Annotated in this window: 21 protein-coding genes; 15 read left to right on the plus strand and 6 right to left on the minus strand. The window is 64.8% G+C overall.

Features of this window, described 5'->3' with window-relative positions:
• The first annotated feature begins 47 nt into the window (after positions 1-47).
• The 3 genes from msrB to AC0L21_RS27470 all read left to right on the plus strand — a co-directional run bounded on the left by msrB (position 48) and on the right by AC0L21_RS27470 (position 1,246).
• Entirely contained in the window at positions 48-467 is a 420-nt protein-coding gene (gene msrB, locus AC0L21_RS27460; RefSeq protein WP_473264833.1) for a peptide-methionine (R)-S-oxide reductase MsrB, read from the plus strand.
• 108 nt (positions 468-575) lie between these two features.
• Positions 576-740 carry a DUF3309 family protein gene (locus AC0L21_RS27465; RefSeq protein ID WP_007596187.1) on the plus strand — a complete coding sequence of 55 codons (165 nt, stop codon included), beginning with the start codon at positions 576-578 and terminating at the stop codon, positions 738-740.
• 212 nt (positions 741-952) lie between these two features.
• Positions 953-1,246: a hypothetical protein gene (locus AC0L21_RS27470; protein ID WP_007596188.1), complete on the plus strand. Its 294-nt coding sequence runs from the start codon at positions 953-955 to the stop codon at positions 1,244-1,246.
• 78 nt (positions 1,247-1,324) lie between these two features.
• Here AC0L21_RS27470 and AC0L21_RS27475 read toward each other — a convergent pair whose 3' ends face one another.
• The gene (locus AC0L21_RS27475) at positions 1,325-1,882 is read right to left on the minus strand and encodes a DUF4112 domain-containing protein (RefSeq protein WP_473264834.1); all 558 of its coding nucleotides are present in this window, start codon (positions 1,880-1,882) and stop codon (positions 1,325-1,327) included.
• 61 nt (positions 1,883-1,943) lie between these two features.
• Positions 1,944-2,369, minus strand: coding sequence for a DUF5413 family protein (locus AC0L21_RS27480; protein ID WP_473264835.1), 426 nt, complete (start codon positions 2,367-2,369; stop codon positions 1,944-1,946).
• A 133-nt stretch (positions 2,370-2,502) separates the two neighbouring features.
• Here AC0L21_RS27480 and AC0L21_RS27485 point away from each other — a divergent pair, with 133 nt between their 5' ends.
• From AC0L21_RS27485 to AC0L21_RS27495, 3 genes are all read left to right on the plus strand, one after another.
• Positions 2,503-2,748: a hypothetical protein gene (locus AC0L21_RS27485; RefSeq protein ID WP_473264836.1), complete on the plus strand. Its 246-nt coding sequence runs from the start codon at positions 2,503-2,505 to the stop codon at positions 2,746-2,748.
• A 37-nt stretch (positions 2,749-2,785) separates the two neighbouring features.
• On the plus strand, positions 2,786-3,013 hold the full coding sequence (locus AC0L21_RS27490; protein ID WP_007614124.1) for a hypothetical protein: 228 nt from the start codon (positions 2,786-2,788) through the stop codon (positions 3,011-3,013).
• Positions 3,014-3,273: 260 nt separating this feature from the next.
• Positions 3,274-3,546 (plus strand): hypothetical protein, encoded by a 273-nt coding sequence (locus AC0L21_RS27495; RefSeq protein ID WP_473264837.1) that lies wholly within the window; start codon positions 3,274-3,276, stop codon positions 3,544-3,546.
• A 159-nt stretch (positions 3,547-3,705) separates the two neighbouring features.
• Here AC0L21_RS27495 and AC0L21_RS27500 read toward each other — a convergent pair whose 3' ends face one another.
• A complete protein-coding gene (locus tag AC0L21_RS27500) occupies positions 3,706-5,331 on the minus strand; it encodes a hypothetical protein (protein ID WP_473264838.1) in 1,626 nt (541 codons plus the stop codon).
• Positions 5,332-5,368: 37 nt separating this feature from the next.
• A complete protein-coding gene (locus AC0L21_RS27505; protein WP_473264839.1) occupies positions 5,369-6,661 on the minus strand; it encodes an adenylosuccinate synthase in 1,293 nt (430 codons plus the stop codon).
• 404 nt (positions 6,662-7,065) lie between these two features.
• Here AC0L21_RS27505 and mgtA point away from each other — a divergent pair, with 404 nt between their 5' ends.
• Together mgtA and AC0L21_RS27515 are read left to right on the plus strand one after the other, a co-directional pair.
• Positions 7,066-9,564 carry a magnesium-translocating P-type ATPase gene (gene mgtA, locus AC0L21_RS27510; protein WP_473264840.1) on the plus strand — a complete coding sequence of 833 codons (2,499 nt, stop codon included), beginning with the start codon at positions 7,066-7,068 and terminating at the stop codon, positions 9,562-9,564.
• A gap of 153 nt (positions 9,565-9,717) precedes the next feature.
• Positions 9,718-10,650 (plus strand): DMT family transporter, encoded by a 933-nt coding sequence (locus AC0L21_RS27515; protein ID WP_473264887.1) that lies wholly within the window; start codon positions 9,718-9,720, stop codon positions 10,648-10,650.
• A gap of 49 nt (positions 10,651-10,699) precedes the next feature.
• On the opposite strand, the gene AC0L21_RS27520 is transcribed toward AC0L21_RS27515, so the two are convergent.
• Positions 10,700-11,083, minus strand: coding sequence for a DUF1330 domain-containing protein (locus AC0L21_RS27520; RefSeq protein ID WP_473264888.1), 384 nt, complete (start codon positions 11,081-11,083; stop codon positions 10,700-10,702).
• 105 nt (positions 11,084-11,188) lie between these two features.
• On the opposite strand from AC0L21_RS27520, the gene AC0L21_RS27525 reads away from it, so the two are divergent.
• Positions 11,189-12,124, plus strand: a complete 936-nt coding sequence (locus AC0L21_RS27525; protein WP_473264841.1) for a DMT family transporter — start codon at positions 11,189-11,191, stop codon at positions 12,122-12,124.
• 97 nt (positions 12,125-12,221) lie between these two features.
• On the plus strand, positions 12,222-13,199 hold the full coding sequence (locus tag AC0L21_RS27530) for a Bug family tripartite tricarboxylate transporter substrate binding protein (protein ID WP_473264842.1): 978 nt from the start codon (positions 12,222-12,224) through the stop codon (positions 13,197-13,199).
• 140 nt (positions 13,200-13,339) lie between these two features.
• Here the strand turns inward: AC0L21_RS27530 and AC0L21_RS27535 are convergent, their stop codons facing one another.
• Positions 13,340-15,025 (minus strand): methyl-accepting chemotaxis protein, encoded by a 1,686-nt coding sequence (locus AC0L21_RS27535; protein WP_473264843.1) that lies wholly within the window; start codon positions 15,023-15,025, stop codon positions 13,340-13,342.
• Positions 15,026-15,270: 245 nt separating this feature from the next.
• Between AC0L21_RS27535 and AC0L21_RS27540 the strand changes: the two genes are divergently transcribed.
• From AC0L21_RS27540 to AC0L21_RS27560, 5 genes are all read left to right on the plus strand, one after another.
• Entirely contained in the window at positions 15,271-16,314 is a 1,044-nt protein-coding gene (locus AC0L21_RS27540; protein ID WP_473264844.1) for a C-terminal binding protein, read from the plus strand.
• Between the two features lie 88 nt (positions 16,315-16,402).
• Complete coding sequence (locus AC0L21_RS27545; protein WP_473264845.1) at positions 16,403-17,746, plus strand: ABC transporter substrate-binding protein; 1,344 nt, start codon at positions 16,403-16,405, stop codon at positions 17,744-17,746.
• Between the two features lie 140 nt (positions 17,747-17,886).
• A complete protein-coding gene (locus AC0L21_RS27550) occupies positions 17,887-18,843 on the plus strand; it encodes a carbohydrate ABC transporter permease (protein ID WP_473264846.1) in 957 nt (318 codons plus the stop codon).
• Positions 18,836-19,732, plus strand: coding sequence for a carbohydrate ABC transporter permease (locus AC0L21_RS27555; RefSeq protein ID WP_456768077.1), 897 nt, complete (start codon positions 18,836-18,838; stop codon positions 19,730-19,732). Before AC0L21_RS27550 ends, AC0L21_RS27555 begins: the two co-directional genes overlap by 8 nt.
• Positions 19,733-19,865: 133 nt before the next feature.
• Positions 19,866-20,834: an MBL fold metallo-hydrolase gene (locus AC0L21_RS27560; protein ID WP_473264847.1), complete on the plus strand. Its 969-nt coding sequence runs from the start codon at positions 19,866-19,868 to the stop codon at positions 20,832-20,834.
• Positions 20,835-20,843 lie beyond the last annotated feature (9 nt).

A 20,843-nucleotide genomic window follows, 5' to 3' on the forward strand; every position in this document is an offset into this window, starting at 1 on the left:
CTGAACAAGATCACCGAAAACAAGATCATCGAAAAAACGGGAGACCCATGCCCGACACCAAGACGAAAACCACGGACGACAAGGTCATCAAGAGCGAAGAGCAATGGCGCAGCGAGTTGTCGCCGATGCAATACGCGGTGCTGCGCGAGAAGGCGACCGAGCGTCCCTTCTCCGGCGAATATGAGCACGACCACCGCGCCGGCACCTACACCTGCGCCGGCTGCGGCAATGTGCTGTTCGAGTCCGACGCGAAGTTCGATTCCGGCTGCGGCTGGCCGAGCTTCACCCAGCCCGCCGTCGAGGGCCATATCGACGAGGAGCGGGACGTCAGCCACGGCATGATCCGCACCGAGGTGCTGTGCGCCAAGTGCAGCGGCCATCTCGGCCATGTCTTTCCCGACGGCCCGGGGCCGACGGGCTTGCGTTACTGCATCAATTCCGCAGCGCTGAAGCTCGAACCCAAATAAACCTTGCGCGCCGCCGGGTTCCGTCATGGAACCCGGCGGCGCGATGTGCTTTTCTTACCTGGTGGTGCGGCCGGCCATGGCGTTGCGGCGGCCGCCAGGGAGGATGCCATGACGCTTGGGACCATCCTGATCATCCTGGTGATCATTTATCTCGTGGGCGGCCTGTCGGGCCGCATCGGCGGCTACGGCTACGGAATGGGTCATTCCGGTATGGGGATCGGCGGCCTCGTCCTGGTGGTGCTGCTCGTGCTGCTGCTCCTTGGCAAGCTATAAACCATTCAAGCCATTGATATCATTACAAATTTCTGAGTTGCGGATCTGCCATGCGCGGATTCATCATCTCGCATCGCGGGGGTCGCAATTTTGTCAAAACGGGCTATATTAGAGGACGAAAATGACATGTGCGGCGCCCACTCCAATGGTGGCCTCTGCCCGTCCCAACCCCACGCGCTTAAAGCCCCAGAGAGATCACGAGGTCTTTGACCATGCGTCCACTGCGTCCGTTCAACTTCAACACTTCCGCCGAGCTCTTCCCCGCTGCGATTCGCAAGAAGAAGCGTGCAGGATTCACCTATCGCCGGTTCGGCACCGCGGCCGAAGCCGTCCAGTTCGCGATGGAGCAGTTGCCGACGGACTCGCTGAACGGCGCCTATCTCCAGGTCGAGGAAGCGCGCTTCGACCAGAACGGCATCCGCTCGCTCTACGAGAGCGAAGCCTTCCCGCTGCCCCGTCACCGCAAGCCGGTGGAAGCCAGCACCGACGCCGCCGACGCGGCATAAGTTTTCGCGAAGCACTCCGATGTGCGCTGAGGGCGCGGTGGCCGAAAGGCCGTCGCGCTTTTTGCGTTTTGGGGCGTGTCAGATGCGAGGCTGCTTGTCGAGCCAGCGGCGGAGCAGGCGCACATTGCGCATGTTGGCACGGAACATGACGTCGAAGGCGTCGCCCGCGAACGGGACGATGCCGACGACGCCATCGAGGGCGACATTGCCGAGCATGCGCGCGGTGATGTACCAGGGCGCCCCGAGCGCCCTCGCCTCTCGCACCAGCCAAAGCGAGATCGCAGTGGTGATGATGTCACCGACGACCGGGATCAACCCGATCAAGCCGTCGATGCCATAGCGGATATTGGTTCCGGGCAGCACGAAGGCGACGTCGAGCAGCTTTGCGATCGCCTCGATCCGCGCGATCCGCTGCTCGCGCGTCAGATTGCCAAACGGGTTGCCCGCGAAGGGACTGTCCTTCCCGAACTCGAAGCGAAACTCGCGAAAGCCCTGCTCCAGCGTTTCGGGCCGGATCTCGTGGCCGTCCTGATCGATGATCGGCCCACGCCCCTCGGTGCCCGAAGAGGCCGCACCCGAGCGGCTTCCCGGACGGGATCGACGCGGAGCAAGAATGTCGTCATCGGGCATGGTCATGGCCTGTAGGGAACGCACCACAGCGGCGGAGGTTGCTGCGGCGTGATCGAAGGTCGCGCCTTCAAGTCTGTGCCGCCGCCGGCTGCGGCTCCGCGACATATCTATGCACGAGCCAGGATGAAATCACCGCCGGCACGAAGCCGACGAGGCCGTACAGGATGAACTGCACCGCGCCCGAGTCCGGCCCGCGCGAGCTGTAGGTCAGCGAGGCCAGGATGAAGGCGAACACGCCGACCAGCAGAATCCGCAGCACCGGGCCGATCCGGCGGATGTGCACCAGGATGTCATCGACCGCACCGATCATCAGCGAGGGCAGGAAGCCGAACAGATAACTGTATTGCAGGGATTTGAAGAACACTGCGAACAGCTTGCCGACCTCAGCGAGACTGGTCTGGGTCCAATAGCCGGACTGATAGGTCGTCGTCAGCAGCAGCAGGAATCCGCCCACGAACGGGCCAACCAGCGCAAACACGAGATAGCGTTTCATCAGGCACCCTCATCCTTCGCCCCGTTATAGCAGCGCCGCGGGAACCTTGAATAGCGGGAGGTGCGGGCTCCGCGCTGGGAACAAGCGGCATAGCGACGGACTTGAAACTCACCTGTCAGATCTGGAGCCGCCGATGTCCCGCAAACTGTTCTTCCTGGCGATGATCGCGCTGACGGCCGTCAGCGGCCTGTCGAACGCGCCCGCTTTCGCGCAAGGCCATATGGGTACGCCGCAGGAGCAGAAGGCCTGTTCGCGGGACGCCTCGCGCTTCTGCCGCAAGGACCTCGGCAACGACATGGCCGTACAAGGCTGCTTGCAAGCCAACAGGGCCAAGCTGTCGCGGTCTTGCAGCAAGGTGTTTCAGAGCCACGGCATGTGAGGACCGGAACCATCCCCCGCGAACGGAGAGTGAAGCCATGTTGCGCGACGAACAGCTCTCGATCCTCAGGGACATCAGCCAATCCATCGCCTTTGCCGACGACCGGCACGGCAAGATAGGCGAGCTGATCGCCGACGGTTACGTGATGAAGGACGGCGATCTGTTCGAGCTCACGGCAAAGGGCGTTACGGCTGTCGAAGAGCACGCAGCCCTTGGCGCAAGCGATGCGGAACAAGCGAGCGTATCCTCCGATCGATTGATCTGATCGCACGCGAGTCGCATTGTGCGTGACGTGCGCGCAACAATTGCGAATTCCTTTTCGCCTGCCATTGCGGCCGCGCGACAATGGCGCATACTTGATTCGGGCGGCGCAGCACTTTTCGATTCGAACATCACGAGAGATCGAGCAACCACATGCGGGATTGAGGTCCCGGCGTGATGGCTGAGACATGCGGCAGGTCAAGCCGCGTGCGGCGCCCCAAAATCAAGTGGCTCAAGCCCACGGAACTCGGGGACGCATTCTGCATGACACGCAATCAGACCATCGCAACTCTCTTCGCCCTCGCCACCACCGCCATCGCAATCCCGACATCGCCCGGCTTCGCGTTCTCGTCCGAAGCGCAGCAGATGTGCTCGGGCGATGCGATGCGGCTGTGCTCCAGTGAGATCCCCGACATCCCCAGGATCAGGGCCTGCATGGTGCAGAAGAAAGCTCAGGTCAGCCCCGGCTGCCGCGCCGTAATGGACCGCGAGCACGCAGCCGCGACATCGCGCAAGCGGGAAGCCACGGCGCAGTAGAGAGAGCGTACCTGCGGCCATCCTTCGAGACGCCCGCCCAAGGGGCGGGCCCTCAGGATGAGGTCTCGTTTCGCGGCGAGATATCAAACCCTCATGGTGAGGAGCCCGCCAAGGCGGGCGTCTCGAGCCACGCAGGCCGAGGTCTCACGGAGTAGAGATCTAGTCGCCCCACTGCGCGAAGGCGTCGTTGAAGGCGCGCTCGCCGGGAGCGCCCTTCTCGATGGCGATGATGGCGCGGCGCTGGTTGGCGTAGACCAGGGGCACGTCGAACCAGGAGCGCTCCTTCAGGAGCTGGACGTTGCGGCTGCGGTCGGCGTCGACGTTGGAGAGGCCGACCAGGAAGAAGCCGTCGGTGACCTTGACCGCGAGGCCTGCGAGCGGCGTGCCGCGTGCCTGCTCGTTCGACTTCATCAGGATGCCCGGCACGTTGGCGACGCCGCCGCCCGAAAAGTCCGCCGGCAGGACGAAGGTCAGCTCCGCGGTATGGCTCGCCGGCAGGGAGGAGTCGGTGTTGCGGCGGAACGACATCGTCATCTTGAACTTGCGGTCGGGGATCTCGATGTCGGCGCGCACGGCGACGTCGGCCTTCTGGTTGCCCGACGCCTTGATCGGCTCGAGCCGCCACACCACCGAGCCGACATATTGCTTGCCCTTCGGATCGGATGGATCCTCGTCGTAGAGCACGACCTTCTGCGCCACCGGCGCGACCGGCTGGTCGCTGGCCGAGGGCTGGCCGACGCGATCCGGAATCTTGGGCTTGCTCTGCGGCTGAGACGAATCCCTGGGCGCCTCCACCACCTGCGTCGGCGAAGACTTCAACAGGTTGGTCGCGGTCTGAACCAGCTGCTTGCCCCAGAGGATGCCGGCACCGACCAGGATCAGCACGATGCCGACGGCGATCGCGCTCTTGAACGGAAAGGCGGAGCCAGTGCGGGCGCGCTTCCTCTTAGGTTCGCGGTCGAGAACCGGGATGTGTGGACGTTGCGACGGCGGCTGCGACTGCGGCGCGTAGCGCTCGGCTTCCTCGATCGATTCGTCGTAGGAGTAGGGCGCGTCCGTCCCGGCGGCGCGATTCTCCAGGCTCGGCTCGAGCCGGTCGAATTCCGGCGAGGGCGAGGGCACGTTGGCGTAGGTGCGGCGCGCCGCGCGGTTGGCCTGCGCGGCGGCGCCGCCGAGATCGTTGGCGTCGGCTGTGATGTCGCGGAAGCCGCGCACGCCCGGTGCCGGCGGCAGCGGCGGCGGAGGTCCCATGTCCGGCGGACGGCGCCCACTGGCGCGATCACGTCCGGCCGGCGGAGGCTCCGGCATCGCCGGCGGTGCCGACGGACCCGGCTGCCGCGGCGCGTCGAAACGCGGAGCCCGTGGCGCACGCGGGGCGTCGCCCTGGTCATCGACGTTGAAGGAGGGCCGGTCGGCGCGCGGCGGCGGCGGAGCCGGACGGGCGCGCGGCGGGGCAGCGCTTTGGGGCGCGGGCGCGTTGCCCTCGGTGGCGCGGGTGCTGGCGCGGCGGAAGGCATCGCCGCTGCCGCTGCTGCGGGCGCCGCCACCGGGGCGCGAGGCCTCGCGGGCACGCTGGGCAGCCTCCGATTCGACCTTGCGGACGGCCTCTTCCAGCGAGAGGCGCTCGCGGGTGATCTCGGATTCGGAGAGCGGCGGCTGCACGCTGCGGAGCTGCGCGATCAGCGCCGTGCGCGCCCGCTCGTAGAGCGCGCGACGGCTCTCGCCGGGAGCGTTGGGGTCCAGGGCGGCAATAGCGCGGGCGATCAGCGGATAGTAATCAGCCATTTCTACTCAATTATACGCGCGTCCCGGTAAGAGATCGTTAAGCCTCAAACGGATTTTGTACCAGGATAGTATCCTCGCGTTCGGGGCTGGTGGAAAGCAGTGCGACCGGGCACCCCACCAATTCCTCGATCCGGCGGACATATTTGATCGCCTGGGCCGGCAGCTGGGCCCAGGACCGCGCATTGGCGGTCGGCTCCTTCCAGCCTTCGATGGTCTCGTAAATCGGCTCGACCCGGGCCTGGGCGCCTTCGCCCGCCGGGAAGTGGTCGATCTCCTTGCCGTCCAGCTTATAGCCGGTGCAGACCTCGATCGTGTCGAAGCCGTCCAGAATGTCGAGCTTGGTCAGCGCCAGACCGTTGATGCCGCAGGTCCGGACCGCCTGGCGAACCAGAACCGCATCGAACCAGCCGCAGCGGCGGGGCCGTCCGGTATTGGTGCCGAACTCGCGGCCGCGTTCGCCGATCTTGCGGCCGGTCGGGTTGTCCTGCTCGGTCGGGAACGGGCCCTGGCCGACGCGGGTCGTGTAGGCCTTGCAGAGGCCGAGCACATAGCCGACCGCGGCGGGGCCGAGACCCGATCCGGTGGCGGCCTGCGCCGCCACCGTGTTGGACGAAGTGACGTAAGGGTATGTGCCGTGATCCACGTCGAGCAGCGCACCTTGCGCGCCTTCGAACAGCATGCGCTTGCCTTCGCGCCGCTTGATGTCGAGCAGCCGCCACACCGTCTCGGCATAGGGCAGGAGCTGCGGCGCGAGCGCGGTCAATTCCTTCAGGATCTCCTTGCCGTCGAACTCCGGCAGGGCGAGGCCGCGGCGCAATGCATTGTGATGCGCCAGCAGCCGGTCGATCTTGTGCGGCAGCGTGTCGAGATCGGCGAGGTCCATCAGGCGGATGGCGCGGCGGCCGACCTTGTCCTCGTAGGCCGGGCCAATGCCGCGGCGGGTGGTGCCGATCGCGGTCGCCGCATTGGCGGATTCGCGATGCGCGTCGAGTTCGCGGTGCAGCGGCAGGATGAGCGTGACGTTCTCGGCGACCCGCAGATTGTCCGGGCTGACCGCGACACCCTGCGACCGCAGCTTCGTGACCTCGTCGAGGAAGGCGGCGGGATCGAACACGACGCCGTTGCCGATCACCGACAGCTTCTGCTCGCGCAGCACGCCCGAGGGCAGCAGCGCCAGCTTGTAGGTCTTGCCGTTGATCACCAGCGTGTGGCCGGCGTTATGGCCGCCCTGGAAACGGACGACGATATCCGCCTGCTCCGACAACCAGTCGACGATCTTGCCCTTTCCTTCGTCGCCCCACTGGGCGCCGACGACGACAACATTGGCCATTCGCGGGTAATCCCTATGCAATCTGTTAGATGCGCCCAGCCCAATCACGGCCGAGGCCGCTCGAACGCGAGGCAGCCAACCGGATAAAGGATGCAGCCTCTGTAAGCAAGCAAGAACGGGGCTTTTTCGGGGCCCAATGCGCTATCCAAGCCCTTGATATCCCCTAAAAATCCGCTTTGTCGGATGGGCTTGACGACGTTAGGCCCGGATGCGGCCATCGACCACTTCGATGATGCGGCCGCAGCAATGGTCGAGCTCGAGATCAATGCGATGCAGCACCTCGTTTCAGTCGGCAGATGTCGGCGAAGCCAGGGCGCGCGGCCATCCAAATTGCGGTAGGTCAACAGGTTACGCCGAATTTCGAGGCATTTGCCTGAGGAGACATTTTGAAACGGGAGCCTTGCTTGTCGGACAGTCCAGCGCAGGCCGACAACCGCTTCTGTCATCTTTCACCCGATCAATTATGCAAGCGACTGGGCTGCGGCCTCACAGGCCTGACCGCCGCAGACGCCTCCGAACGCCTCGATCGCTTTGGGCCGAACAGCGATGCGCGGCCGCGCGTTGAGGGGGCGGCGCGCGCGATCATGCGCCGGCTGCTGGAGCCGCTGTCGCTGATCCTGCTGGTTGCCGGCATCGTCTCGATGCTCACCGGCGACGATATCGGCGGGCTCATCATTGTCCTAATACTCGCGCTCTCGATCGGGCTCGACACCGTCCAGGAAGGCCAGGCGCTGCAGGCCGCGGAAGTGCTCCGCCGATCAGTGGCGCTCAAGGCCGAAGTCAGACGCGACAACGACTTCCGCGAGATCGACGTCGATCGGCTGGTGCCCGGCGACATCCTGCGCGTCCGTTCAGGCGACATCATTCCCGCGGACGCGCTCATCCTGGAGAGCACAGCCTTCACCGCGGGCGAAGCGGCGCTCACCGGCGAACCCTATCCGGTCCAGAAGCGCGCCGGCGCCACCACCGACCCAGACGACACGTCGAATGCACTGTTTCGCGGCGCCGTCGCGCAAACCGGCGAGGCGATCGCGCTCGTCGTCAGGACCGGACGCGACACGGTGTTCGGAGCGGCGGCCTCCGCGCTCGCCGAGGCCCAGACGGCTTCACCGTTCGAGCGCGACTTGCGCGAGTTCGGCCTCGTGATCGCGCGCGCCACGCTCGCGTTGGTGCTGGTCGTGCTCACCGTCCGCGTGGTGTTCGGCCGCCCGGTGATGGACTCGCTGCTGTTTGCCGTCGCGCTCGCGGTCGGACTGACGCCGGAACTGCTGCCGATGATCACCACGGTGACGCTCTCGCGCGGCGCGCTGCGCATGGCCGGCCGCAAGGTGATCGTCAAGCGCCTCGCCGCGATCCACGATCTTGGCGCCATGACCGTCTTGTGCACGGACAAGACGGGCACGCTGACCTCGGCCGAGATCACGCTGGCCAGGAGCCTCGATGCCGCCGGCGGGGACGATGCCCGCGCCGCCCGGCTCGGCGCCATCGCCGCGAAACTCGGCGGCGATCGCGGCTCGCTCGACGCGGCGCTGGTTGCCGGCCACTCGAATGCCGCACAGGGCTGGACCCTTGCCGGCAGGCAAGCGTTCGACTTTTCACGGCGGCTGGGATCCGTGCTCGCGACCAGCCCCGAAGGCGCGCTGCTCATCGTCAAGGGCGCGCCGGAGGCGGTGCTGGAGCTGTGCGTGATGGATGACGGCGCCCGGGCCCGCGCGATCGCCCGCGTGCACGAGCTCGCGAGCGAAGGGCTACGCAGCATCGCGATCGCCTCGCGGCCGTGGACCGGCGCAGCGCGTGAGGTCGAGACCGCCGACGAGACCGATCTCGTCTTCGAAGGTTTTTGCGCCTTCGCCGACCCGCCCAAGCTGACGGCCGCGGCCGCCATCGCACGGCTCGCGGCAACCGGCATCACGCTGAAGATCCTGTCGGGCGACGATCCGGTGGTGGTGAAGCGGCTCGCCGGCCTGGTCGGGCTGAATGCCGACCGCGTCCTATCGGGAGCCGACATCGCCGAGCTCAGCGACGAAGCACTGGCAGTCCAGGTTCAATCGACCGACGCCTACGGCCGGCTAGCGCCCCATCAGAAGTCGCGCATCGTGAAGGCACTCCAGGCCGGCGGCGCGGTGGTCGGCTTTCTCGGCGACGGCATCAACGACGCTCCGGCGCTGAAGGCCGCCGATATCGGCCTGTCGGTCGAAGGCGCGACCGGCGTGGCGCAGGCCGCCGCCGACATCATCCTGCTCGCCTCGGATCTCGAAGTCGTCGCCGACGGCGTCGAAGAAGGCCGGCGCACCTTCGCCAACATCATGAAATATGTCCGGATGGGCGCGAGCTCGAATTTCGGCAACATGCTGTCGATGGCGATCGCCTCGATGGCGCTGCCGTTCCTGCCGATGCTGCCGACGCAGATCCTGCTCAACAACCTGCTCTACGATCTCTCCGAGCTCGGCATCCCCTTCGACCAGGTCTCGCGCGCGGCTACCGCGCAGCCGCAGGTCTGGAGCATGACGCGGCTGGTGCGTTTCGCCGCGATCATGGGACCGTTGTCCTCGGTCTTCGACTTCCTGACCTTCGGCGCCCTCATCCTGCTGTTTCAAGCATCGCCGGACGAATTCCGCACCGCCTGGTTCATCGAATCCATGGCGACGCAGATCCTCGTGATCTTCATCATTCGCACCAACGGCCGACCGTGGCGCAGCTGGCCTGATCCGGTGCTGTCCGTCTCCTCGCTGGTGGCCTTGCTGGTCGCGATGGTGGTGCCTTTCACGCCGCTCGGTGCCTGGTTCGGCTTTGTTGCGCCGCCACCGCTCATGATGGCCGGCATCGCGCTTCTGGTTGTCGTCTATCTCGCCTGCGCCGAACTGTTGAAGCCGTTTGCGATCCGTGCCGGGCTGAAGGGCTGAGCGAGGTTCCGGCCACTGCCGTGCATGGACGCGATGCACCTCGCGCCATTGATATCGGCCGGATTTCCGTGTCTTTGAACGGGCCGGGTCTGAACCGGCCCGGGTGCCGCCGGGCCGGAGGCTTGGCGCATGACGCGGGGCCACAACCATCCAATGTCCGCCACCGACGAGACCACCGGCGCGGCCACGTCCGGCCACAACTGGATCGCCAACCAGCCTTATCTGCTGCTCAGCATCACCGCGCTGTGCTGGGCCGGCAATGCCATCGTCGGACGGCTCGCCGCCGGCCACATCCCGCCGGTGACACTGTCGTTCCTGCGCTGGTTCTTCGCCTTCCTGCTGGTGCTGCCGTTTGCCTGGAAACACCTTGCGCAGGACTGGCCCGCGATCCGCGGCAAGCTCGGCCTGATGGTCACGCTCTCAATCACCGGCATCGGCGCCTTCAACACGCTGCAATATTGGGCGCTGGAGCATACGCAGGCGCTCAACACTCTCCTCTTGCAATCCGCCGCGCCGCTCGTCGTGGCGCTGTGGTCGCTGGCCATCCTCGGCGTACGCCTCACCGCGGCGCAGGCCTTCGGCGTGCTGCTGTCGATGTGCGGCGTGCTGATCATCCTGCTGCATGGCGATTTCACCACGCTGTCGAACATCGACTTCAACAAGGGCGACCTCATCTTCGTCGTCGCGCTGATCATCTTCGCGCTCTATTCGGTGCTGACCTTGAAGCGGCCGCCGATGCACGGCCTGTCGTTCCTCGCCTTCACTTTCGGCTGCGGTGCGGCCTGTCTCATTCCGCTGGAGATCTGGGAATTGTCCGCGCGTCCGGTCATGAAGCTCGACGGGCCGAACCTGCTGACCCTGTTCTATGTCGCAGTGTTCCCCTCGACGCTCGCCTATCTCTGCTTCAATCGCGGCGTCCGCCTGATCGGCGCCAACCGCGCCGCGCCGTTCTTCCATGTCGTGCCGGTGTTCGGCTCGATCATGGCAATGGCATTTCTGGGCGAGCACCCGCAGGCGTTCCACTTCATCGGCTTCGCACTGGTGCTGGCCGGCGTGTTCGTGGCGTCACGGAAGCAGGCGGCATAGGTCCTCTCTCCGCCGTAAGAGAGGGAAAAGCGCCGCGCGGCAGCCAAGCCTACTTCGTCTTGAATTTGCTGTACGCTTCGCTCGTCGCAATGATGACGTGCTCGGCGCAGGCGTTGACGCGATGCGGATCGGCCTCGCTCTCGTAGGCCTCCGACGTCATCATGTCGACGAAAGCCGCAACCGTGGGATAATAGACCAGCGCGACGAAATCCCACTTGTTGCCGTCGTGCGGGCCGAGCGCCACCGCCTTGGCGTCGCCGGTCCAGAGCAGAGTGCCGCCGCGCGCCTTGATCATCGGCACTGTGACCGCACTGTAGCGCAAATAGGCGTCCCAGCCGGAACCGTCACCCGAGCGCGCGTGGAAGCGCATCAGGTTCAACATCACCACCGGTGCATCCCGATCGAGCCGCTCCAGGCCGTCGATGTTCAACATATCAACCGCCAATGCCGCCTCCTCTGGTCATGCCTGCATTGTAGCATTGCGGCCGCGTGACTTGTGTCACGACGCAAATCCGGCGCAAGCTTGTATCCAACGCCAATGACGATCGCTTCGCCCGCGCCACCGGCCTCCAATCCGGCCAGTTGGCTCAACAACCAGCCTTATCTGCTGCTCAGCCTGAGCTCGCTGTTCTGGGCCGGCAACATCGTGCTCGCGCGCCACGTCGGCGCGCATGTGCCGCCGCTGACGGTGACCACGATCCGCTGGTTCGGCGTGTTCCTGATCCTTCTGCCGTTCGCCTGGCCGCACCTGAAGCGCGACTGGCCGAATCTGCGCAAGAGCCTGCCGCTGATGCTGTTCCTGTCGCTGGTGGGCTTTGCCTTTAACAACGCGATCTCGTACTGGGCGATGCAGTACACGGAGGCGCTGAACGCGCTGCTGATCCAGTCGGCCGGACCGCTGTTCGTGGCGCTGTGGTCGCTGGTGCTGTTCGGCGTGCGGCTGACCGGTGCGCAGCTCGCCGGCATCGGGATCTCGCTTCTCGGCGTGCTGATCATCATCCTGCGCGGCGATCTCGCCGCGCTCGCGAGCATCAGCTTCAACAGGGGCGACATCATGTTCGCCTCCTCGCTGGTGGCGTTCGGGATTTATTCCGCCTTCATCCCGCGGCGACCGAAGATCCACCAACTCTCCTTTCTCTCCTTCACCACCTGCTGCGGCGCGACGATGCTGCTGCCGAGCGCAATCTGGGAGGCCTGGAGCGGCCGCGTCCTGCAACTCGACGCGGTGACGCTGGCGACGCTGGGCTACATCCTGATCTTTCCCTCGACGCTGGCCTATCTGTTCTTCAATCGGGGCGTGGCGCTGATCGGCCCGAATCGCGCCGCGCCGTTCTTCCATCTGGTGCCGGTGTTCGGCTCGGCCATGGCGATCCTGCTGCTCGGCGAAAAGATTCAGCCATTCCACCTGATCGGCTACCTGCTGGTGCTCGCCGGCGTCGTGATCGCCTCGCGCCAGGGGTCCGCGGTGAAGTAATTCCGCGCCGCGAGACGAGGCGACAAACTCGCGCCTTCCGATTTCGACGAGGAGACGCTAGGTTCCCCGCCAACGAAAAAAGAGGGAACGAACCGAGATGCTTTCAGCGTTGATCCGAAACCTGCGTGCCATCGGCACGGCCGCCCTTTGTCTCGCCGCCGCATCCGCTGCGCAGGCCGACAACTATCCGAGCCGCAACATCACGCTGGTGCTGCCGTTCGCGGCCGGCAGCGGCACCGACACCACGACGCGGCTGATCTCGCAGCATTTGTCGCAGGCACTCGGCGTCGGCATCGTCATCGAGAACAAGGCGGGCGCCAACGGCATGATCGCCGCCACCTATGTCGCGCGCGCCGCGCCCGACGGCTACACGCTGCTGGTGACCACCAACACCACGCATTCGGCCAATCCCTATCTGCTCAAGAGCCTGACCTATGATCCGGTCAAGGACTTCACCCCGATCGCGCGCACCGGCGACCTGCCTTTCATGCTGGTGATCCACCCGGAGGTGCCGGCCAAGACGGTCGGCGAACTCATCGCCTACGGCAAGGCCAATCCGGGCAAGCTGAGCTATGCCTCGGGCTCGTCCTCGGCGATCGTGTCGGGTGCGACCTTTGCGCACAAGGCCGGGCTCGACCTCCTGCACGTGCCCTACAAGAGCTCACCGCCGGCGCTCAACGACGTCATGGGCGGCCGCGTCTCGATGATGTTCGTGGACATCCTGACCGGCCTGCCGCATGTCCAGGGCAACGCGCTACGCGCGCTCGCCGTCACGACAAAGGACCGCTCGCCGCTGGTGCCGAACCTGCCCTCGATGCAGGAGGCCGGCGTGCCGGACTTCGACATCTCGTCGTGGCAGGGCTATTTCGGACCCGCCGGCATGCCCAAGGAGATCGTGACGCGACTCAATGGCGAGATCCGGAAGATCATCGAGCAGCCGGAGATCAAGGCCAAGCTCGCCACCCTCGGCATGGACGCGTTTTCGGGAACGCCGGAGCAGCTCGGTACGTTCGTGAACGAACAGCTGGTGTTGTGGGAGAAGCTGATCCGCGAGGCGGGAATCGAGAAGCAGTAGGGCGGTATCGTGTCCCGGACGCGGCGCAGCGCGAAGCGGTGCGAGGCAGAGCCGGGAACTAGAATGCGGCAGCATGGGCCCCGGCTCTGCAGCGCACCGCTGAAGAAGCGCTACGCTGCGTCCGGGGCACGAGACCTGCCTTACGCCGCCCGCATCTTGGCGAGGAAGCCGTCGACTGCGCTGCGCAGCGCGCCGGACTGGCTGTCGAGCTCGCGGGCGTTGGTGAGCACGTCGCTTGCCGCCGTGCCGGTCGCTTCCGCGGCCGAGGTGACGCTGCCGATATTGGCGTTGATCTCGTTCGATCCGGCCGCGACCGACTGGATGTTGCGGGCGATCTCGCGGGTCGCCTCGCCCTGCTGCTCGATCGAGGCGGAAATGCCCGCGGTGATCTGGCTCATCTCGGCGATGGTTTGGGTGATGCCGCCGATGGCGGCGACCGCATCGCTGGTCGAGGTCTGCATCGCCGCGACCTGGGCGGAGATTTCCTCGGTCGCCTTGGCGGTCTGGTTGGCGAGGGCCTTGACTTCGGAAGCGACGACGGCGAAGCCGCGGCCGGATTCACCGGCACGCGCCGCCTCGATGGTGGCGTTGAGGGCGAGCAGATTGGTCTGCGCCGCGATCGAGTGGATCAGCTTGACCACCTCGCCGATCTTCTCGGCGCCGGTGGAGAGCTCCTGCACCGTGGCATTGGTGCGCTCGGCGTCGTTGACGGCGCGGCTCGCCACTTCGGTCGAGCGGGTGACCTGGCGCGAGATTTCCGCAACCGAGCTCGACAGCTCTTCGGCGGCGGCGGCAACCGTGCCGACATTGCCCGACGCTCTCTGCGAGGCGGCGCCGACCGTCGCCGCACGCGAAGAGGCGTCGCTGGCGGTCGCGGTCATCGATTGCGCCGTGGCTTGCATACCCGTCGCGGCCGAGGAGACCGAGCGGACGATGCCGTTGACGCTGCGTTCGAAGTCGCTGGCGATGCCCTCCATCGCGCTGCGACGTTCCGCCGCGACACGATCCTTGGCATCGGCTTCGGTCTTTTCGAGGTCGCGAATGCGCAGTGCGTTGTCCTTGAAGATCTGGACGGTCGACGCCATCGCGCCGACCTCGTCGCCACGGCCGACACCGGGAATGTCGCCCTCGAGCTTGCCCTCGGCGAGATCCTTCATGCGGGCACCGAGCAGCGCCAAGGGACGGCTGATGCTGCGGCCGAGCAGCCAGGCAACGCTGCCGGCGACGATGACGATGCCGAGCATGGCCAAGCCGAGCAGCCAGTAGACCGGGCCCATCCTGGCGTCGAGATCGTCAAGATAGACGCCGGTCCCGACGAACATGTTCCAGCCCGGTATTGCGACCGCGTAGGACAGCTTGCGGATCGGATCCTCCTGACCCGGCTTCACATATTCATAGCGCAGGGTCACGTTGCCGTTGGCCGCAACGCCGTCGCGCAGCTCGCGCGCGAGCTTTCTGCCGTTGGTTTCGACGTCGAGCTGATTCTGACCGATCGTCTTGAGACTGGGTGACAGGATGGTCACGCCTTCCATCGTATAGGCGAATACGTATCCGGCGCCTTTGTCATAAGTGAGCGTACTGCCACGACGGCCGAACTCCGCGATGGCCGCATCCTTGGTCAGTTGCCCCCCGTCCACCTGCTTTTGCAGTCCGAGCGCCATGTTGAGCGCCATCTCGACGATGGCGTGGCTCTGTTCAATCCGCGCGTTCAGCATTTCGCGCTTCATCAGGTAGCCGGCAAGAACACCGGAAATGGACAGGCCGAGCAACGTGACGCCGACAAGGATGCCAAGCTTGGGGGCGATCTTCATATTGGTCAACTTCACGGGATTGGCTCCAAGCTTAACGCACGCGAGCGAAACGGTCGCAGTTGAATCAACTTTTAGTGGCGAGCCCTTAGCAACCTGTTACGGGACGCCCCGTAAAAGCCCGGAGAAAACGAGGGGGCCAGTCGCACAAATCGCCGCAACGACAACCGCCGATTGTACGCACCCGCCCCGATTTCGCGTAAAAGACGCAAAGGCCCGCGCAAAGTCCGGGTCACAACAAGAAACCAAATCGGGAGCAGGACATGCCGAAATACAGGATCGTGACGCCGAAGGGCGCGAGCTTCACGGTCGCGAGCAGCGATTATTCCTACGAGCGTGAGGCCCTCGACCCGATCGACGCCGAGATCGTCGAGGCGCCGGCCGACGAGGCCGGGTTCATCGCGGTCGCGAAGACGGCGGACGCGATCTACGCCAAGGGCATCCCGATCACCAAAACCATCATCGACGCGCTGGAGAGCTGCAAGGTCATCACGCTGGGCTCGGTCGGCGTCGACAGCGTCGACATCAAGGCCGCGACCGCGCGTGGCATTCCCGTCACCAACATCCCCGACACCTTCATCGAGGAGGTCGCCGACCACGCCATGATGCTGCTGCTCTCGGGCTTCCGCCGGCTGGTCGAGCAGGACCGGATGGTGCGCAGCGGCCGCTGGGCGGAGGGCCGGCCGGCGTTGTCGAAGATCCCACGGCTGATGGGCCAGACGCTCGGCTTCATCTCGTTCGGCCGCGTCGCGCGTGCAGTTGCGAAACGCGCGGCTCCCTTCGGCCTGCGGATGATGGCCTACGATCCCTTCATCCAGGAAACGCTGATGTCAGACCACGGCGTGATTCCGGCGACGCTGAACGAGGTGTTGTCGCAATCCGATTTCGTCTCGATGCATGCCCCCGCCCGGCCCGAGGTGCATCACATGCTCACCGAGAAGCACTTCCGGCAGATGAAGAAGGGCTCGGTCTTCATCAACACGGGCCGCGGCGCCACCGTGGACGAGGAAAGCCTGATCAAGGCGCTTCAGGAGGGCTGGATCGCCCATGCCGCCCTCGACGTGCTGGAGAAGGAGCCGCCCTCGCACAACAATCCGCTGCTCGGCATGGATAACGTGACCCTGACCGCCCACGTCGCCTCCGCCTCGGCACGGTTCGACGAGGCGCGCAAGCGCCGGGTGGGCTACGAATTGTCACTGGTGCTTCAGGGCATGTGGCCGGTAAGCTGCGTCAATCCGTCGGTGCTGCAAGACACCGCGCTCCGCCGCTGGCAGCCTGTCAGCATGGACCGCGGCCCGAACAGCTAGGCGGGACGGCCGCGAAGGCGCGCCGGCAACCGGAAGGACCCTTCACCGGCGATCAACGCCGGGAAGGGAAACACATAGGGAGGAACCGATGAGGAACGACATCACACGTCGTGATGCCTTGGCGCTGGGCCTGTCCGCTGCGGCAATCGCGGCAACCGGTGCTCCGGCAAATGCCCAATCCGCGATCAAGGCGGCGGATGTCCCCACCCCGAAACTGCCGATCGAGAAAGGCGCATCCCTGCGCATGCTGCGACCGGTGCGTTTCGTCCAGGCCGACGAGGACGTGTTCCGCGCCAATGCGGCGAAATTCACCAAGGAGACCGGCGTCGAGGTCAAGGTCGACTTCGTCGGCTGGGAGGACATCAACCAGCAGACCGCGGTGACTGCGAATTCCGGTGCCGGCCCCGACATCATCATCGGCTTCTCCGACGCTCCCCACATCTATATCGACAAGCTGATCGAGCTGACCGACGTCGCCGACTATGTCGGCAAGCGTTACGGCGGCTGGCTGCCGCTGGCGCAGCGCTACGGCAAGAAGAACAAGAGCGACGCCTGGATCGGACTGCCGTTCGGCGCCACGGCGGGTCCGCTGATCTACCGCAAGTCGATCCTGCAATCGGTCGGCTTCGACAAGGTCCCGGACGACCATGCCGGAATCCTCGACCTCTGCCAGAAGCTCCAGAAGGCCGGCAAGCCGGCAGGCTTCGCGCTCGGCAATGCCAGAGGTGACGGCACCGGTTTCGCGAACTGGTCTTTGTGGTCGCACAACGCGGCGCTGCTCGACGAAGACGGCAACGTCACAATCAACAGCAAGGAGACCATCTCAGCGCTGAACTGGGTCAAGCAGCTCTACCCGACCTTCATCGCGGGCACGACGTCCTGGAATGACGTGTCGAACAATCGCGCCTATTCCGCGCAGGAGATCGGGCTGACCGCCAACGGCGTCTCGCTGTACTTCTCACTGAAGAACGATCCGGCGACCAAGGCGATCGCGGACGATAGTGAGCATCAGCTACTGCCCAAGGGCCTCGCCAAGGTCTCTCCGATGGATGGACTCACGCTCAACGCCATGGTGTTCAAACACAGCCAGTATCCAAACGCCGCAAAGGCCTTCCTGCAATACATGCTGGAAAAGGACCAGTACGAGCCGTGGCTCAACGCCAATTCCGGCTACTGGTCGCAGCCGCTCGCCGCCTATGCGGATGCCGCGGTGTGGGCGCAGGACCCCAAGGTATCGATCTTCAAGAACACCATGAATAGCACTTACTACAGCGGTTATAAGGGACCGATCTCGACCGCGAGCGGAGCGGTCACCGCCGACTACGTGCTGATCCAGATGTTCGCGTCCGTCGCGACCGGCGCTGCCACGCCGGAAGCCGCGGCCGCGGAAGCCGAGCAGCGCTGCAAGCGGTACTTCCGGCGGCAAAAGTAACGCCCGACGATAAAGCGACCGTCGTTGCGAGGAGCGAAGCGACGAAGCAATCCAGACTGTAACTGCGGAGACAGACTGGATTGCTTCGCTTCGCTCGCAATGACGGATGTGGTGACAGCCTAAAACAGGACGCCTGACCGATGTCCGTGACCACACTTCCCACTCTCGCCCTCGCACGACGGCAGCCCTCCTGGCTGGTGCGCCTGTTCGACCACAAGCCGTTCCTGATCGTGATGTGCCTCGCACCCGCGATCGGGCTGCTCACGGTGTTCCTGACCTATCCCCTCGGCCTCGGTATCTGGCTCGCCTTCACCGACACCACGATCGGCAGAAAAGGCGTCTTCGTCGGCTTCGAGAATTTCCAGTATCTGCTCACCGATTCCCTGTGGTGGAACGCGGTGTTCTACAGCGTGGTCTACACGGGCATCGCGACCTTCGGAAAGTTCGCGCTGGGCTTCTGGCTCGCGCTGCTGCTCAACAACCATTTTCCGTTCAAGAGCCTGTTGCGTGCCATCATCCTGATGCCCTGGATCGTGCCGACGGTGCTCTCGGCGCTGGCGTTCTGGTGGATTTACGATCCGCAGTTCTCGATCATCTCCTACCTTCTGGTCGACGTGCTGCACTGGCGCACCACCAATATCGACTTCCTCGGCTCGCCCTGGCCGGCGCGTTTCTCGCTGATCGCCGCCAACATCTGGCGCGGCATTCCCTTCGTCGCGATCTCCCTGCTGGCGGGCCTGCAGACCATTTCGCCCTCGCTCTACGAGGCCGCGATGCTCGATGGCGCCAGTGCCTGGCAGCGGTTCCGCTACATCACCTTCCCGATGATGATGCCGATCCTCGCCATCGTCATGACCTTCTCGATCATCTTCACCTTCACCGACTTCCAGCTGGTCTACGCCATCACCCGCGGCGGCCCCGGCAACTCGACCCATCTGCTGGCCACGCTGGCCTTCCAGCGCGGCATCGCCGGCGGCGAACTCGGTGAAGGCGCGGCGATCGCCGTGTCGATGATCCCGTTCCTCGTGTTCGCGACGCTTTTCTCTTATTTCGGCCTGGCGCGCCGCAAATGGCAGCAGGGAGAGAGCAATGACTGATACCGCCGCCCAGCCGGCCGCCGTCGCCACCACACCGCCGGATACCATGGCCTGGGATTCCGGGCTGCGGCGGCTGATGATGATCTATCTGCCGCTCGGCTGCTTCGTGCTGATCCTGCTGTTTCCGTTCTACTGGATGGCGATCACCTCGTTCAAGCCGAACGCCGAGCTGATGAACTACAAAGAGCACAATCCGTTCTGGATCTCCTCGCCGACGCTGGCGCACATCAAGCACCTCTTGTTCAATACCGCCTATCCGCGCTGGCTGTGGACGACGATGCTGGTTGCGGTCGGCGCGACCACGCTGTCGCTGATCGCGAGCACGCTTGCCGCCTACGCGATCGAACGCCTGCGCTTCCGCGGCAGCCCCTATGTCGGCCTCGGCATTTATCTCGCCTATCTCGTGCCGCCGTCGATCCTGTTCATTCCGCTCGCAACCGTGGTCGTGCAGTTCGGCCTGTTCGACAGCCCGCTTGCCCTGATCCTGGTCTATCCGACCTTCCTGGTGCCGTTCTGCACCTGGCTCCTGATCGGCTATTTCAAGTCGATCCCCTACGAACTCGAGGAATGCGCGCTGGTGGACGGCGCCACACGGCTCCAGATCCTGCGCCGGATCACGCTGCCACTGGCGGTGCCCGGCCTGATCTCGGCCGGCATCTTTTCCTTCACGCTGTCCTGGAACGAGTTCATCTACGCGCTCGCCTTCATCCAGAGCGGCGCCAACAAGACGGTGCCGGTCGCGATCCTGACCGAACTCGTCACCGGCGACGTCTACCAGTGGGGCGCGCTGATGGCCGGATCGCTGCTCGGCTCGCTGCCGGTTGCGATCTTCTACTCGCTGTTCGTCGACTACTACGTCTCGTCGCTGACAGGCGCGGTAAAGGAGTAATTCGTGGCTGCGCGCAAGCGCAGCCGATCGTGCTATCGTGATAGACCGCATGCTGCATTGGCTCCACGCTCCATCGTGACAGCGGGGTCGATCATTGGCGCCGTCGATTGTCGCTCGAGAAAGCGAAAATTGCATGCGTTCGCCAAAGCTCCCATCGTTGTCCCGACGCGGTTTCTGCCTGTGTTGCGTCGGCGCCGCGACCGCCGCCGCTTCGGGATGGCTTAGCCCCAGGCAAGCCTACGCAGAGGCGCGAGGCATCGTCAGCCTGATCAAGGACAGCGCTGCAATATCGCCGATCGTCACGCACAAGCTCCGAAACAACATCACTGTGCTGGAAGGCTCCGGGGGCAACATTGCCGTGCTTACCGGGCCCGACGGCAAGGTCCTGATCGATGCGGGGATCCGCGTCTCACGCCCACAACTCACCAAAGCGCTGGCCGATCTGGGCGCCGATCCCGTCACCCATCTCGTCAACACCCACTGGCATTTCGATCACGCCGATGGCAACGAATGGCTGCATACAGCCGGCGCCAAAATCATTGCGCAGGAAAACACCCGCAAACACCTTGCCGAAGTGCAGCGGGTCGAGGACTGGGACTACAATTTCCTTCCGCTCGGCGCGGGCGGAATCCCCAGCGAAGTCTTTGCCGACAACCGCGAACTTAAGCTCAACGGTACCTCGATCGGCCTGAAGTATTACGGACCCGCGCACACCGACAGCGATATCTCCGTCACCTTCGCAGAAGCCAACATCGTTCACGTCGCCGACATGTTCTGGAACGGCATCTATCCGTTCATCGACTATTCGACCGGCGGCAGCATCGACGGGATGATCGCTGCATGCGACGCCAATCTCGCGGCGATGGACAAGGACACGATCGTCATCGCGGGGCATGGCAAACCGGTCGGCAACAAAGTCGAATTCCAGGCCTTTCGCGACATGCTCGTCGGGATCCGCGACAACGTCGCCCGCCTCAAGAAGCAGGGACGAACGCGGGATGAAACCGTTGCGGCCAAGCCGACCGCGGCCTTCGACGCGATATGGGGGCAATTCGTGATCGATCCCGGCTTCTTCACCCGGCTGGTCTATCAGGGCGTTTGAAAAATCCTT

The sequence above is a fragment of the Bradyrhizobium sp. WSM4873 genome (genome assembly GCF_055811355.1).